Below are 15,372 nucleotides of genomic sequence, written 5' to 3'. Positions count from 1 at the left end.
TAGGCTGGCCGGGTGTCCAAAACGCCGGTGAGAGCACAGGCCGAGGGGGCTGCGCTGGTGGTTGCACGTCGCGTTTCCGCTGTGGGCGAACATGGCTCCGGTGGTGGTAGGAAAACGGCAAAGGTGACAAACGAGATGCCTGCGAAGAAAGCGGCCGACAGCGGGAATCCGGACGCCGGTCGGCCCGCGTCCGAGGAGATCGCCGGCCGGCCCGCGGTCACGAGGGCCGCCGCGAAGAAAGCCGCCGTCAAGAAGGTCGCTGTCAAGAAGGCTGCCGCCAAGAAGACCGCCGTCAAGAAGACCGGCGCGGACAAGACCGCCACCGAAGAGGACGTCGTCGGGAAGTCGGCAGCGGTCGAGGCGGGCGGCGGCAAGCCGGAGTCGCGCACCGCTCTCGTGCGCCGCGCCCGCCGCATCAACCGCGAACTCGCCGAGATCTATCCCTACGCCCACCCCGAGCTGGACTTCGAGAACCCGTTCCAGCTGGTCATCGCCACCGTGCTGTCCGCCCAGACCACCGACCTGCGGGTGAACCAGACGACCCCCGCCCTGTTCGCCGCGTATCCCACCCCCGAGGACCTGGCGGCCGCGGACCCGGAGCGGGTCGAGGAGATTTTGCGCCCCACCGGGTTCTTCCGGGCCAAGACCAAGTCGGTGATAGGCCTCTCCAAGGCCCTCGTGGAGGAGTTCGGCGGCGAGGTCCCCGGCCGGCTGGAAGACCTGGTGAAGCTGCCGGGAGTCGGCCGCAAGACCGCCTTCGTCGTACTGGGCAACGCTTTCGGCCGGCCCGGAATCACCGTGGACACCCACTTCCAGCGGCTCGTGCGGCGCTGGCGCTGGACCGAGCAGAGCGAGCCCGACAAGATCGAGGCCGACGTCGGCGCGCTGTTCCCCAAGAGCGAGTGGACGATGCTCTCGCACCACGTGATCTTCCACGGCCGCCGCATCTGCCACGCCCGCAAGCCGGCCTGCGGCGCCTGCCCGATCGCCCCGCTCTGCCCGGCCTACGGCGAGGGCGAGACGGACCCCGAGAAGGCGAAGAAGCTGCTGAAGTACGAGAAGGGCGGCTTCCCCGGCCAGCGTCTGAACCCGCCCCGGTCCTACCTGGAAGCGGGCGGCCGCCCCGCGCCGCCGCTGGGTGCCGGATGACGGCAGGACGGCCGGCCGCGGGAGCGGACGCCGGGCGGCTCGCGGAACGATCTGCCGGTGTCCGGGCGTTGTACCCGGCAGAACGGGGGGTGGTGTGAGGATGACGCGCACGAGCGGTACCCAGGGCGGTCCGGTGACTCTCAGCAAGGAGGGCCTGCCCGCCTGGCTGGACCCGGTGGTGCACGCGGTGGAGACGGTGCGGCCGCGTCAGCTCAGCCGATTCCTGCCGCCGGAGAACGGCGCGGGGCGCCAGTCGGCCGTCCTGATCCTGTTCGGCGAGGGCGAGCGCGGCCCCGAGATGCTGCTCATGGAGCGGGCGACCTCCCTGCGCTCGCACGCCGGTCAGCCCTCCTTCCCGGGCGGCGCCCTGGACCCGGTGGACGGCGACCCGCACGGCGACGGGCCGCTCAGGGCGGCTCTGCGCGAGGCCGAGGAGGAGACGGGCCTCGATCCCTCCGGCGTCCAGCTCTTCGGCGTGCTGCCCAAGCTGTACATCCCGGTCAGCGAGTTCGTCGTCACGCCGGTCCTGGGCTGGTGGCGCGAGCCGAGCCCGGTCGGCGTCGTCGATCCCGGAGAGACGGCGCGGGTGTTCACGGTGCCCGTGGCGGATCTCACGAATCCGGCCAACCGGGCCACGACGGTGCATCCCAGCGGCCACCGCGGCCCGGCATTCCTGGTCGAATCCGCACTTGTGTGGGGGTTCACGGCCGGTGTCATCGACCGTCTGCTGCACTTCGCGGGCTGGGAGGTCCCCTGGGACCGGGAGAAGCAGGTCCCGCTGGACTGGCGGTCATGACAGGGTGATCCCCGTGAATGTGCTGGACATCCTGTTGCTGGTCGCGGCCCTCTGGTTCGCGGTCGTGGGCTACCGCCAGGGCTTCGTCGTCGGCATCCTGTCGGTGATCGGCTTTCTGGGCGGCGGCCTCGTCGCCGTCTACCTGCTGCCCGTGGCCTGGGACGCTCTGACCGAGAACTCCGAGGTGAGCACCACGGCCGCGGTCGTCGCGGTCATCGTCGTGATCGTGTGCGCCTCGGTGGGCCAGGCCCTCACCACCCACCTCGGCAACAAGCTGCGCCGGTTCATCACCTGGTCACCGGCCCGCGCGCTGGACGCCACGGGCGGCGCGCTCGTCAACGTGGTCGCCATGCTGCTGGTCGCCTGGCTGATCGGGTCCGCCCTCGCCGGCACCACGCTGCCGACGCTGGGCAAGGAAGTGCGCAGCTCCAACGTGCTGCAGGGCGTGTCCAGGGCGCTGCCCGCACAGGCCGACACCTGGTTCGCCGACTTCTCCTCCGTGCTGGCGCAGAACGGCTTCCCGCAGGTGTTCAGCCCGTTCTCCAACGAGCCGATCACCGACGTCCAGCCGCCCGACCCCGCCCTGGCCGAGAGCCCGGTGGCCAGCCGCGCGCGGCGCTCCATCGTCAAGGTCATGGGCACCGCGGAGAGCTGCGGCAAGGTTCTGGAGGGCACCGGCTTCGTGTTCGGCGAGCGGCGCGTCATGACCAACGCGCACGTCGTCGGCGGTGTCGACGAGCCGACCGTCCAGATAGGCGGCGAGGGCCGCAAGTACGACGCGACGGTCGTCCTGTACGACTGGAAGCGGGACATCGCCGTCCTCGACGTGCCGGAACTCGACGCGCCCGTGCTTCAGTTCTCCACCGACGACGCGGCGAGCGGCGACAGCGCGATCGTGGCCGGCTTCCCCGAGAACGGGTCGTACGACGTGCGGGCCGCGCGGGTGCGCGGTCGCATCACCGCCAACGGCCCGGACATCTACCACCGCGGCACCGTGCGCCGTGACGTGTACTCGCTGTACGCGACGGTCCGTCAGGGCAACTCCGGAGGCCCGCTGCTCACCGCCGACGGCAAGGTGTACGGCGTGGTCTTCGCGAAGTCCCTCGACGACGCCGAGACGGGCTACGCGCTGACCGCCGACGAGATCCGTCAGGACGTCACCTCCGGCCGGAGCGCCGGCCAGCAGGTGGACAGCGACAGCTGCGCCCTCTGAGGGCATGCGCGTCCAGTGAGGGACAGCTGGCCCTCCGAGGGTCCGACGGCCGCTGGGCCGTCGCGGTGCGGCTCGGTCGCTGGGCCGTCGTCCTGCGGACGGGCGCGGTCACCGGGTCCTCGGCGGATCAGCCGTGTCCGTTGGGCCGTCCGGGGGATCGGGCGGGCTCTCCGGGCCGTCCGGCGGGTCAGCCTCGTGGGTGACGCAGGCGGACCGACACCCAGCGGGCCCGGCGACGCAGGATGCGCGGAATGCCCACGCGCAGATCGGTACCCGGCAGCTGCGGGTTCGCGGCACCTCGCTGGTGGGTGCTCAGGCCACTGGCCGAGCGGCGGGTGCGTCCTGCGTCACTGTAGTCGTGCGTCCAGCCCATACCCGGACGTCTGCCCCTGGCCCAAGGTCGATAACCGCCTCCGGGGCCGCCAATTGGCCTATGCGTCGGGCATTTGGCCGTTCGTCGTACAGGCGTCCTGGTCCGGATACCGGGCGCGATCGATCTGTCACCGATCGGGTTCGGGGTCCTTCAGCCAATTGACCAGTTCGGTGGAGAAGGCGACCGGATCCTCCTCGTGCGGGAAGTGTCCGAGACCGTCGAACAACCGCCAGCGGTACGGCGCTTCGACGTACTCGCCGGAGCCGGCCGCACTGCGGGTGCGCATCACCGGATCGAGGGAACCGTGCAGATGCAGTGTGGGCACCCGCACGGGCCGCTTCATACGCCGGTAGAACTGGACGCCGTCCGGACGCGCCAGGGAGCGGACCAGCCAGCGGTACGGCTCCACGGCGCAGTGCGCGGTGGACGGGATGCACATCGCGCGCCGGTACGCCTCCACCGCCTCGTCCTCCGGCAGCGTCGGCCCCGACCAGTCGCGGATCAGCCGGCCCACCAGCTCGCCACCGTCCGCGGTCAGCCGGCGCTCGGGGATCCACGGCCGCTGGAAGCCCCAGATGTGGGAACTCGCGGAAGTCTGCCGGACGTCGGCGAGCATCGCCGACCGCCAGCGCCGGGGATGGGGCATGGAGGCGACGGCGAGCCGCCGGACGAGCTTGGGACGCATCACGGCCGCCGTCCACGCCAGGTAGCCGCCGAGGTCGTGGCCGACCAGCGCGGCGTCCGGCTCGCCCAGGGAGCGGATCACGCCCGTGATGTCGAGGGCGAGGTTGGCCGGGTCGTACCCGCGGGGTGTGCGGTCGCTGCCGCCCACACCCCGCAGGTCCATCGCGACGGCCCGGAAGCCCGCGTCGGCCAGGGCCACCAGTTGGTGGCGCCAGGTCCACCAGAACTGCGGGAAGCCGTGGACGAGCATGACCAGCGGCCCGTCGCCGGCCTCCGCGATGTGGAACCGCGCGCCGTTTGCGGCGACCTCGCGGTGGGTGACCGGCATGCCGAAGACGGCGTCCGGCCGTACGACCGAAGCCGGCTGGGCCGCAGGGGTGATGCCGTCGGGGTCCGTCATGACGATGAGCGTGCCACAGCCTCGATGGCCTTCGGACCACTGTCCTGTGCCAGCTCGGGCCTCGGGTGCGGCTTGGCGTTCTGCAGGACGCCCGCCGACTCCTTCATGGACGCGGCGACCTTCTGCGGACCCTTGCTCTTCTGCGCCTTCTTCGCGAAGACCACGCCGATCAGCACCAGGAGGAGCGCGACCAGCACGTTCGCCGCGAAGGACAGCAGGAAGCAGATCGCGAGGTTCCAGTCGCTCCAGGTCCGGATGCCGTACGCCAGGGCGAAGTTCAGCATCGGCAGCGAGAACAGCAGCACCGCGCCGGCCACCGAGAAGGCGCCGCCGCTCACCGCGCCGCGCTTGACGTCCTGCTTCAGCTGGGCCTTCGCCAGCGCGATCTCGTCGTGCACCAGCGCCGACAACTCGGTCGTCGCCGAGGCGAACAGCTGGCCGATGCTGCGTTCGGCGCCGACCGGGCTGCCGTCGGGTGCGCTCATCGCGTTCTCCCTCTCCTGCTGCACTGTGTTTCCGACTTCTTTTGTACCGTCTCGTCAGATCATGCCGGACGGTCGTCGTCCTCGCCTGCCCCGCCCGGTACTTCGGCAAGCCCGTGGCGCGCGTCGTCGTCCTCGTGGGCGAGCCGGCGGGTGATCTCCGCGGCGGTCCGGCGGTGCTCCGCCGCCTTGGCCTCGTAGATGTCCGCCATGCGCAGGTGGTACGACGGGTCGTCCTGCTCGTAGACGTCCGGGATGCCGTCGAGGTCCTCGTCGCGCTCCTCGTTCTCGCACATCCGGCGGTACTTGGCGTTGCGCAGCTTCAGCAGGACCGTCGCCAGGCTCGCCGCGATCACCGATCCCAGCAGGACGGCGGCCTTGGCCTCGTCGGTGAGGACCGTGTCGCCCTCGAAGGCCAGCTCGCCGATCAGCAGCGAGACGGTGAATCCAATGCCGGCCAGCGACGCGACGGCGAAGACGTCGGCCCAGGCGAGGTCCTCGCTGAGCGAGGCACGGGTGAATCGCGCGGTAAGCCAGGTGCCGCCGAAGATGCCGATCGTCTTGCCGACGACGAGACCGAGAACGACGCCCAGCGTCTCCGGTTTGCCGAAGACGTCCGCGAGGGCCGGCCCTGAGATCGTCACACCGGCACTGAACAGGGCGAACAGCGGGACCGCGAGACCGGCGGAGAACGGTCGCACGAGATGCTCGATGCGCTCGCCGGGTGAGTGCTCCTCGCCCTCGCGGGTCGTGCAGCGCAGCATCAGGCCCATCGCGACGCCGGCGATCGTGGCGTGCACGCCGCTGTTGTACATCAGCGCCCAGATCACGAGCGCGAGCGGCAGATAGACGTACCAGCCGCGCACGTTCCAGCGCAGCAGGAGCCAGAACACGACGAGCCCGGCGACCGCTCCGGCCAGGGCCGCGAAGTCGATGCTGCTCGTGAAGAACACCGCGATGATCAGGATGGCGAACAGGTCGTCGACGACGGCGAGGGTGAGCAGGAAGGCGCGCAGGGCGCTCGGCAGGGATGTGCCGATGACGGCGAGCACGGCCAGGGCGAACGCGATGTCGGTGGCCGTGGGCACGGCCCATCCGGCCAGGGATCCGCCCTCGGTGAGGTTGGTGAGCGTGTAGACCAGCGCCGGCACGGCCATGCCGCACAACGCGGCCACCACGGGGAGCGCGGCCGCCCGCGGGTCCTTGAGGTCGCCGGCGACGAGTTCGCGTTTCAGCTCGATGCCGGCGACGAAGAAGAACACGGCGAGCAGACCGTCGGCTGCCCAGTGGGCGACGGACAGGTGCAGCCCGATGGCCCCGGGGCCCAGGTGGAAGTCGCTGACGTTCTCGTAGCTGTCGTGCAGCGCGGGCACGTTCGCCCAGATCAGCGCCGTGACGGCGGCGAAGAGCAGCAGCACGCCGCCCACGGTCTCGGTGCGCAGCGCCTCCGCGACGAAACTCCGCTCGGGAAGGGAGAGCCGTCCGAGGACACGACGGGGGCTTGGGGTGCGGGGCGCGGTCACGGGGGCGACCTCCGGTCGGTGGGCAGGACGGAGCGACTTGCCGACCAGACTTCCCGGCGCACCATGAGGGTCACGTTGTTTTGTTTACTTTACCTAAAAAGCAGCCCGGGGCATCGGGCGGCATCCGGCGCCTCTCGCGGCATCGGTGCCTCTCACGGCAGGCGCACTCCCACGGTAGGCGTACCTCCCACGGTAGGCACAAAGAGGCCGCGGTGCTGCTTCGCGCGGGGCGCTGCCTCCGAGGCGTCCTGGCCCCCGCGGAGCGCTGCCTCCGAGGTCTCCTGTCCGTCCGTCCGTCCTGTCGTCCCCTGTCCCGCGGAGCGCTGTCTAGTTCCGCTGGTGTCGCGCCGTGCCGTGGTGCCTTGCGATGCCTGTGCGGCCCGCAGGGACGCCTCACGGCTCGGGCCGCCCGCCGTGTGCGGGGCCGGGTTCGGGTTCGGGGGCCGGGGCCGGGCTGTGAGGCCCGGCCCCGGACATCCGTCCCGTAGGGGAGGGGCAGCCCCGCGGGGATCAGTCCCGCACGGGGCAACCCCGGCACTGTTCAGTGCCGCGGACGTCGGTTCCGCAGGGGTCAGTCCTCGCTCGGGGCCGCCGGCAGCTTCGCCTGGATGAGGTCCATGACCGTGGAGTCGGTCAGGGTCGTGACGTCGCCCAGCTGACGGTTTTCCGCCACGTCGCGCAGCAGGCGCCGCATGATCTTGCCGGAGCGGGTCTTCGGCAGCTCGGCGACCGGCAGGATCCGCTGCGGTTTGGCGATCGGGCCGAGCGTGGCCGCGACATGGTTGCGCAGATCGGCGACGAGATGTTCGTCCTCGGCGTTCGCCGTGCCGCGCAGGATGACGAAGGCGACGATGGCCTGCCCGGTCGTCTCGTCCGCCGCGCCCACGACGGCCGCCTCGGCGACGGAGGGGTGGGACACGAGCGCCGACTCGACCTCCGTGGTGGAGATGTTGTGGCCGGACACGAGCATGACGTCGTCGACCCGCCCGAGGAGCCAGATGTCCCCGTCGTCGTCCTTCTTCGCGCCGTCGCCGGCGAAGTACTTGCCCTCGAAGCGCGCCCAGTACGTGTCGAGGAACCTCTGGTCGTCGCCCCAGATGGTGCGCAGCATCGACGGCCACGGCTCGGTGAGGACCAGGTAGCCACCGCCGCCGTCGGGCACCTCGTTGGCCTCGTCGTCCACGACGGTCGCGCAGATGCCGGGCAGCGGCGTCTGCGCGGAACCCGGCTTCGTCGCCGTCACGCCCGGCAGCGGCGAGATCATCATCGCGCCGGTCTCGGTCTGCCACCAGGTGTCCACGACGGGCGTCCGGTCGGCGCCGATGTGCTTGCGGTACCAGATCCAGGCCTCGGGGTTGATCGGCTCACCGACCGAGCCCAGCACGCGCAGACTGCTGAGGTCGAACTTCGCGGGGATGTCGTCGCCCCACTTCATGAACGTGCGGATGGCGGTCGGCGCCGTGTACAGGATCGTCACCCCGTACTTCTGCACGATCTCCCAGAAGCGGCCCTGGTGCGGGGTGTCCGGGGTGCCCTCGTACATGACCTGCGTCGCGCCGTTGGCCAGCGGTCCGTAGACGATGTACGAGTGCCCGGTGACCCAGCCGACGTCGGCCGTGCACCAGTACACGTCGGTCTCCGGCTTGAGGTCGAAGACCGCGTGATGCGTGTAGGCGGTCTGCGTCAGATAGCCGCCGGACGTGTGCAGGATGCCCTTCGGCTTCCCCGTGGTGCCCGAGGTGTAGAGGATGAACAGCGGGTGCTCGGCGTCGAACGCCTCGGGGGTGTGCTCGGTCGGCTGACGGTCCACCACCTCGTGCCACCACACGTCGCGGCCCTCGGTCCAGGCGACGTCCTGGCCGGTGCGCCGCACGACCAGCACATGCCGGACGTAGTCCGCGCGCCTGAGCGCGTCGTCGACGGCCGGCTTGAGCGCGGACGGCTTGCCGCGCCGGTATCCGCCGTCGGACGTGATGACGACCTTGGCGTCCGCGTCCTGGATGCGGGTGGCCAGCGCGTCCGCCGAGAAGCCGCCGAAGACGACGGAGTGAGCGGCGCCGATGCGCGCGCAGGCCAGCATCGCGATCGCCGTCTCCGGGATCATCGGCATGTAGACCGCGACCCGGTCGCCCTTCTGGACGCCCAGCTCCAGCAGCGCGTTGGCCGCCTTCGACACCTCGTCCTTGAGCTCGGCGTAGGTGATGGCGCGGCTGTCGCCCGGCTCGCCCTCGAAGTGGATGGCGACGCGCTCCCCGTGCCCGGCCTCCACATGGCGGTCGACGCAGTTGTAGGCGACGTTGAGCTCGCCGTCCTTGAACCACTTCGCGAAGGGCGGGTTCGACCAGTCCAGCGTCTCCGTGGGCTCCTTGGCCCAGCTCAGCCGGCGGGCCTGTTCGGCCCAGAAGCCGAGCCGGTCAGCCTTGGCCTGCTCGTACGCCTCCGCCGTGACGTTGGCGTCGGCCGCCAGGTCGGCGGGCGGCGCGAACCTGCGCTCTTCCTTGAGCAGGTTGGAAAGTGAAGGAGACTCGCTCATACGCCACTCTCCTCCCTCAGCAGGGTGGCCAGGCTCTCGTTGCTCACGACATCTCCCTTTCGAAGGGTGTCCGTGTCCGTTGTGTCCCAGGCCACAGCTCATCAGACCCAGGGGCCCGGTGACAAGGGCCGCCGACAGATTGGTTTAGACCTCTGTGGGCCACGGCGGTCATCCGTACCCACGGACGCCGGGTGAACCGAGTTCAGCCGGTGTGACGCCTCTCACCTCCCATGACGAAGCCAACCCCGCCGCCCTCGCCCCGCCTTCGCCCCGTCCGCGCCCGCCTTCGCTCCGTTCTCGCTTTGCCCCTGCCCGTCCTCGCCCGTCACCGACGGCGCACCGCGGTGCCGGGGCCCGGGGGCACGTCTGCCTGCGCGCAGAGGCCGGGCGGCACGTCCACCGGGCACGGGGGAGCAGGGACGACGGACATGTCCCTGCGTGTCCCCGCGCTCGGCCGTGCAGGGACGACGGACATGTCCCTGCGTGTTCCCGCGCTCGGCCGTGGTGGACGTGCCCCGAACACCGGGCTCAGGCGGACACGTCCACCGACCCCACGTGGTCGAACACCCCGCCGTGCTCGGCCTCCCCGCCGCTCTCGCTGCCGCCGCCGTTCCGCGAGGGCTCGGTGAGCAGGTACGTCTGGGCCTCGCCCACGTGGAAGTACAGGCCGTGCAGCTCCAGCGCGCCGCTGCGCAGTGCCCGGGCCACCGACTCGTGGGCCCGCAGATGCTCCAACTGCTGGACCACGTTGGTGAGACAGAGCTGCTCGACCGCGTCGGCGGGGGCGCGTCCGGCCAGCCGGGCCGGTGGGCGGTCACCGTCGCTCGCCCGCTCCAGGCTCGGCAGCCCGTGCCGCAGCCACCGTCTCAGCGGGGTCACCGCCTCCCCGGGGCGGGCGCTGAGCAGCGCCTGCATGGCCCCGCAGCCTGAGTGTCCGCAGACCGTGATGGACCGCACCTCCAGGATGTCCACGGCGTATTCGATCGCGGCGGCCACCGAGTCGTCCCCGCTCTCCTCGCCGGGCAACGGCACCAGGTTGCCCACATTGCGCACCACGAACAGGTCGCCGGGACCACTGGAGGTGATCATCGAGGTGACCAGTCGCGAATCGGCGCAGGTGAGGAAGAGTTGAGTGGGCCGTTGACCCTCCCGTGCCAGCCGGGCCAGCTCACCCCGTACCAGTGGGGCCGTGTTCCGCTGGAACGTACTGATGCCGCGCACCAGTTGCTGCCCGCTCGGTTCGAGTACCCGTGCCGCCCGTACCGTCCGTGTCGAGCGTGAATCGTGTGGAGCGTGGGGCGCGGGCGCCGTCTGAGCCGCTTGTGTCGCCCGTGCAGCCTCCATGACCGGTTGAGACGCAGACGCCGATTCGGTGCGCTCGTTCGGCTCGGCCGACCACGCGGGCGGTGCGGTACGACCGGCCTGCGAGGCCGCTGTCGCCTGCGAGACCTCGGGTGCATGCGCAGCCTGCATGCCCTGCGTGGTGCCTGTGGCCCGGGCGGTCTGTGAGATCTGGGCGAGCCGTGTGGCCTCTGCCGTCGCTCTGTTCTCCTTCCCCCGTGCGGGTGCCGTCGCCGCGGCACCGGGTGGCGTCGCAGCCCATACGTCCGTCGTGCTGGCGGCATCCGGACCTGTGAGGTTCGCCGGTTCCGCCGGGTTCACCGGGTCCGCCGTCTGTGCCGAGGCGCCCGTTCCCGCTGTCGGCGCCGGCCACTTCGCAGCGCTGCCGTCCCTCGGTGTTCGGGTGGTCGTGCTCGTTGTTGCTGTTGTCGTGGTCGTTGTCGGGGGCACCTCGCACTGGTGGTTGCGCCATGGCGTCCAGGGGCGGCAGCGGCAGTCGGCGATCGGGACCTCACCGGCTCGAGCCGGCTCGGCGCCCGCGGGAACGGGGCCGAAGGCGCTGGGCCGGACGTGCCCTTCGGTCTCCGCGCCGTCGTGCGCTCCGGGGCCGGTGTCGGCTGTCGGGTCGAGTCCTGTGCGGGGGCGGCGGCCGGTCAGCTCGGCCGTGCCGCCCTGCGCGGTGTGGGTCTTCTGCCAGTCCTGCAGGGCCTCGTAGGCGGCGTGATCCATGAAGGAGCCGTCCAACTCGACCACGGCGTGCGTGTGGTGAGGAACGAGGTGCAGGGTGCGGCTGAGCCGTGGCACGGCGAGGAACGTCAGCTGACCTCTCACATGTACGTGATGGACTCCTTCCTTCTCGTGGTGGGTGATGCGCGTGCGGGTGAGGCGGTGGAGGGCGACGGCCACGGCGACGGCGACGCCGATCAGTACGCCTTCCAGGACGCCCAGGCACACCACGCCGAGGGTGGTGACGGCGTAGACGAGCACCTCTCGGTGGCGCGTCACCGTGCGAATGTGGTGCAGCGACACCATCTGGATGCCGACGGCCATCACCAGGGCGGCGAGTGAGGCGAGCGGGATGAGATCCAGGATCGGGACCATCAGGAGCGCGGCGACTACTACGAGAACGCCGTGCAGCATCGTGGAGTTCCGGCTCACGGCGCCGGCTCGCACATTCGCCGAACTGCGCACGGCCACGCCCGCTACGGGCAGCCCGCCGAGCGCACCGGAGACGATGTTGGCCGCGCCCTGCCCGAGCAACTCGCGGTCCAGGTCGGAGCGGCCGATCCGGAGGGCGCGGGAGCCCGTCGGGACGGGGCGGCCGGCGATCAGTTTGTCCACGGCCACCGCGCCGAGCAGTGACTGCACGCTGCACACCAGCGTGGTGGTGAGGACGGCCGCGGCGAGCCCGAGCGCCGGTCCGTCGGGCAGCCCGGCCAGGGCGTGACTGCTCCAGGACGGCAGGTCGACCCTGGGCAGGGTGAGGCCGGTGAGGGTGGCGACGGCGGTGGCGCCGGTGACGGCCACGAGTGCGGCGGGCACCTTCTGCACCAGACGGCCGACCCGGCCGGGGATGCGCGGCCACAGCAGCAGCAGGGCCAGGGTCAGCATGCTCACGGCGACGGCCGCGGGCTGCAGCCGGGCCAACTGGGCCGGAAGCGCGCGGAGGTTGTCGAGGACCGAGCTCTGAGGTGTGCCGCCGAGGACGATGTGCAGTTGGGCCACGGCGATGGTGATGCCGATGCCGGCGAGCATGCCGTGCACGACGGCGGGGCTGACGGCGAGCGCGGTACGTGCCACGCGCAGGCAGCCGAGGCCCAGTTGTGCCAGTCCGGCGAGGACGGTGATGGCGCACGTCGTCCGCCAGCCGTAGCGGTGGATGAGGTCGGCCGTGACGACGGTCAGACCCGCCGCGGGGCCGCTGACCTGGAGGGGCGAGCCGCCGACCCGGCCGGCGACGATCCCGCCCACGGCCGCGGCGACGAGGCCGGCCTGGAGGGGTGCGCCGGTGGCGAGGGCGATGCCCAGGGACAGGGGCAGTGCGATCAGGAAGACGGCGATGGAGGCGGATACGTCGGCGCTGTCGACGCGGAAGCGGCGGCGCGGGGGTGGTGGGGGGCTGTGGGACTGGTGGACGCCTTCGGCGGGCGTCGGGCGGTCGGTGCGGGTGGGGACGCAGGCGGACATGTTCCCGTCTCCTCCGGGGCGGCGCGGTCGCGGAACTGGTGTCCCCCGGGTGTGGCGGGGGTGGTCGCGGCCGTGGGTCACGGCGTGCAGCGGCGGGATGAAAAAATCAACGCTCGGTAAACGAATCGTAATGCAGAGTAAAGGCCAAGTCTGCATTTTCCTGGCAAATGGGGCAGTCGATCACCCGAAAGAGCGAAGTGAGCTTTTTGTCGGCTTGTCGTATTAATTCCTTTTCGGCCCTCGTGCGACCTTGGCCGCGCCGTCGGCTCGTGTCGGCGCGTCACCCGAGAACGCCCTCGTCGGCGTTGGTCGAGAGAAGGAAGAAGGTGGGCGGAAGATGGCCGCCACCCAGAGGATCGCCGTCGGCACCGCGGTCGCCGCGGCTGTCGCCGTGTCACTCGCCGGTTGTGGGACGGGAGCCCACGACTCCAACGGCTCCGCGGAAGGCGCGTCGGGCGCGCACAAGGCGAAGCCGGCCCCGGCGCCGAAGAGCGTCGTCCGACTGATCGGCGACGGCTCAACCGCGTACACGGGAACGCAACCCCACCTGCCGCAGCCCGAGCGGCTCAAGCCGGGCCAGAAGCCCCCGCAGTTCGTGGTCTTCTCGTGGGACGGCGCCGGCGAGGACAGCCAGAAGCTGTTCTCGCACTTCCGCAAGGTGGCCAAGGCCAACAACGCGACGATGACGTACTTCCTCAGCGGCGTGTACATGCTGCCGCGGGAGAAGGCGGAGCTCTACAGACCGCCGCAGCACTCGCGCGGCAGCTCCGACATCGGCTTCAACGACGAGCAGGGCATCGCCGACACCGTGAAGCAGCTGCGCCTGGCGTGGCTGGAAGGCAACGAGATCGGAACCCACTTCAACGGCCACTTCTGCGGAAAGACCGGGGTGGGCGCCTGGTCGGTCGACGAGTGGAAGGACGAGATCGCCCAGGCCAAGCAGTTCGTGAAGACGTGGAAAACGAACACTGGCCTCAATAAGGCGGCTCCCCTGCCCTTCGACTACGACAAGGAGCTCGTCGGCGCCCGCACGCCCTGCCTTGAGGGGCAGAAGAACTTCATGGAGGCCGCCCGTCAACTGGGCTTCCGCTATGACACGAGCGGCGTCGACAACCAGGTCTGGCCGGCCAGGAAGTCGGGTCTGTGGGACCTGTCGATGCAGCTCGTGCCGTTCCCCGGGCACAAGTACGAACAGCTCACCATGGACTACAACTTCATGGTCAACCAGTCCGGGACCGCCACTCAGGGCGACCCGGACAAGTTCGCGTTCTGGGGGGACCAGATGCGCGACGGCCTGCTCAAGGGCTTCCACCGGGCCTATGACGGAAACCGGGCGCCGTTGATCATCGGCAACCACTTCGAGTCCTGGAACGGCGGCACCTACATGCGTGCCGTCGAGGAGGTCGTCGAGCACGTCTGCAACAAGCCCGACGTCCGCTGTGTGTCGTTCCGGCAGCTGTCGGACTGGCTCGACGCCCAGGATCCGCAGACGCTGGCGAAGCTGCGCACGCTGGACGTCGGCGAAGCCCCGAAGCAGGGCTGGGCGTCCTTCCTCGCCGACGGCCCGGCACCCGCCCCCAAGGGCGTCCCCGGAGCGCCGGCGGTCAGGCAGTGACGGCGAACGTCCGACCCGGCCGCATCCCGGCCGTCACACGGAGGCCGTGACGCCCTCCCCCAGGACGAAGCCGGGGTCGACCTGCGCCGCCAGATCGGCCCCGGTGCGTTCGTTGCCCCACGACTCGGCGTTCTTCAGGTGGAAGTGCACCATCTGCCGCGTGTACCGCCCCCAGTCGCGCCTGTCGTAGGCCGAGTCGACGGTCGTCCGCAGCAGGCTCAGGGCCTCCCGGTTCGCGTTCTCCAGGAGTTCGAACCGGGGCGGCCGGCCCTTCTCCATGGCGCGCACCCAGTCCGAGTGCCCGAAGGTCACGAGCAGGTCGTCGCCGACCTCGGACCGCAGGAAGTCGAGGTCGTCCGGGCCCTGCACCTTGTTGCCGACGACCTTCAGCTCGACGCCGAAGTCGCGGGCGTACTCCTTGTACTGGCGATAGACGGAGACCCCCTTCCGGGTCGGCTCGGCGACGAGGAACGTCATGTCGAAGCGGGTGAACATGCCGGAGGCGAAGGAGTCCGAGCCGGCGGTCATGTCGACCACGACGTACTCGTCAGGCCCGTCCACCAGGTGGTTCAGGCACAGCTCCACCGCTCCGGTCTTGGAGTGGTAGCAGGAGACCCCCAGGTCGGCGTCCGTGAAGGGGCCCGTGACCATCAAACGGACGGCGTTCCCGTCGAGTTCCACCGGCCGGGCGCACGCGTCGTACACCGGGTTGTCCTCGCACACCCGCAGCAGCCGGGAGCCCTCGCCGGGCGGCGTGGTTTTGATCATCGTCTCGGCGGACGTGACACGTGGGTTCGAGCCGCGCAGATAGTCCTTGATCAGCGGCAGCCGGTCGCCCATCGCGGGCAGGGTCGCGGCCTGCGCCTCGTCGAGGCCGAGCGCGGGGCCCAGATGCTGGTTGATGTCCGCGTCGATCGCGATCACGGGCGCACCGCAGGCCGCGAGGTGGCGGATGAACAGGGAGGACAGGGTGGTCTTGCCACTGCCGCCCTTCCCGACGAAAGCAGTTTTCATGTTCACCAAGAGTAGTGCTCGCATAGCCGTACGTGATGGGTGGGCGTGAAGAAGACCACTCC

Annotated in this window: 11 protein-coding genes; 4 read left to right on the top strand and 7 right to left on the bottom strand. The window is 70.6% G+C overall.

Annotated elements, in window-relative coordinates:
• Positions 1-135: 135 nt before the first annotated feature.
• The 3 genes from nth (at position 136) to ACGFSH_RS11350 (ending at position 3,158) form a co-directional block, all read left to right on the top strand.
• On the top strand, positions 136-1,149 hold the full coding sequence (gene nth / locus ACGFSH_RS11360; protein WP_393347224.1) for an endonuclease III: 1,014 nt from the start codon (positions 136-138) through the stop codon (positions 1,147-1,149).
• Between the two features lie 100 nt (positions 1,150-1,249).
• Complete coding sequence (locus tag ACGFSH_RS11355) at positions 1,250-1,945, top strand: NUDIX hydrolase (protein WP_393347222.1); 696 nt, start codon at positions 1,250-1,252, stop codon at positions 1,943-1,945.
• A gap of 13 nt (positions 1,946-1,958) precedes the next feature.
• Positions 1,959-3,158, top strand: coding sequence for a MarP family serine protease (locus ACGFSH_RS11350; protein WP_393347220.1), 1,200 nt, complete (start codon positions 1,959-1,961; stop codon positions 3,156-3,158).
• A gap of 187 nt (positions 3,159-3,345) precedes the next feature.
• Here the strand turns inward: ACGFSH_RS11350 and ACGFSH_RS11345 are convergent, their stop codons facing one another.
• The 6 genes from ACGFSH_RS11345 to ACGFSH_RS11320 form a co-directional block, all read right to left on the bottom strand.
• Entirely contained in the window at positions 3,346-3,531 is a 186-nt protein-coding gene (locus ACGFSH_RS11345; protein ID WP_329412236.1) for a hypothetical protein, read from the bottom strand.
• Between the two features lie 127 nt (positions 3,532-3,658).
• Complete coding sequence (locus ACGFSH_RS11340; protein ID WP_393347218.1) at positions 3,659-4,615, bottom strand: alpha/beta fold hydrolase; 957 nt, start codon at positions 4,613-4,615, stop codon at positions 3,659-3,661.
• Positions 4,612-5,100 carry a phage holin family protein gene (locus ACGFSH_RS11335; protein ID WP_393347216.1) on the bottom strand — a complete coding sequence of 163 codons (489 nt, stop codon included), beginning with the start codon at positions 5,098-5,100 and terminating at the stop codon, positions 4,612-4,614. The genes ACGFSH_RS11340 and ACGFSH_RS11335 overlap by 4 nt, the downstream gene beginning before the upstream one ends.
• A gap of 59 nt (positions 5,101-5,159) precedes the next feature.
• Complete coding sequence (gene nhaA, locus ACGFSH_RS11330; protein WP_393347214.1) at positions 5,160-6,620, bottom strand: Na+/H+ antiporter NhaA; 1,461 nt, start codon at positions 6,618-6,620, stop codon at positions 5,160-5,162.
• Positions 6,621-7,191: 571 nt separating this feature from the next.
• The gene (acs, locus tag ACGFSH_RS11325; protein ID WP_393347213.1) at positions 7,192-9,153 is read right to left on the bottom strand and encodes an acetate--CoA ligase; all 1,962 of its coding nucleotides are present in this window, start codon (positions 9,151-9,153) and stop codon (positions 7,192-7,194) included.
• A gap of 528 nt (positions 9,154-9,681) precedes the next feature.
• Positions 9,682-12,681, bottom strand: coding sequence for a SulP family inorganic anion transporter (locus ACGFSH_RS11320; protein WP_393347212.1), 3,000 nt, complete (start codon positions 12,679-12,681; stop codon positions 9,682-9,684).
• A 337-nt stretch (positions 12,682-13,018) separates the two neighbouring features.
• On the opposite strand from ACGFSH_RS11320, the gene ACGFSH_RS11315 reads away from it, so the two are divergent.
• Complete coding sequence (locus ACGFSH_RS11315) at positions 13,019-14,296, top strand: hypothetical protein (RefSeq protein WP_393347210.1); 1,278 nt, start codon at positions 13,019-13,021, stop codon at positions 14,294-14,296.
• A 33-nt stretch (positions 14,297-14,329) separates the two neighbouring features.
• Here the strand turns inward: ACGFSH_RS11315 and ACGFSH_RS11310 are convergent, their stop codons facing one another.
• Positions 14,330-15,310 carry an ATP-binding protein gene (locus ACGFSH_RS11310; protein ID WP_393347208.1) on the bottom strand — a complete coding sequence of 327 codons (981 nt, stop codon included), beginning with the start codon at positions 15,308-15,310 and terminating at the stop codon, positions 14,330-14,332.
• Between the last annotated feature and the right edge of the window lie 62 nt (positions 15,311-15,372).

The organism is Streptomyces sp. NPDC048481, from assembly GCF_043200075.1.
GTDB lineage: Bacteria > Actinomycetota > Actinomycetes > Streptomycetales > Streptomycetaceae > Streptomyces.
Note: the sequence above shows the minus strand (reverse complement) of the source record. Positions and strands in the feature narration are given on the sequence as shown.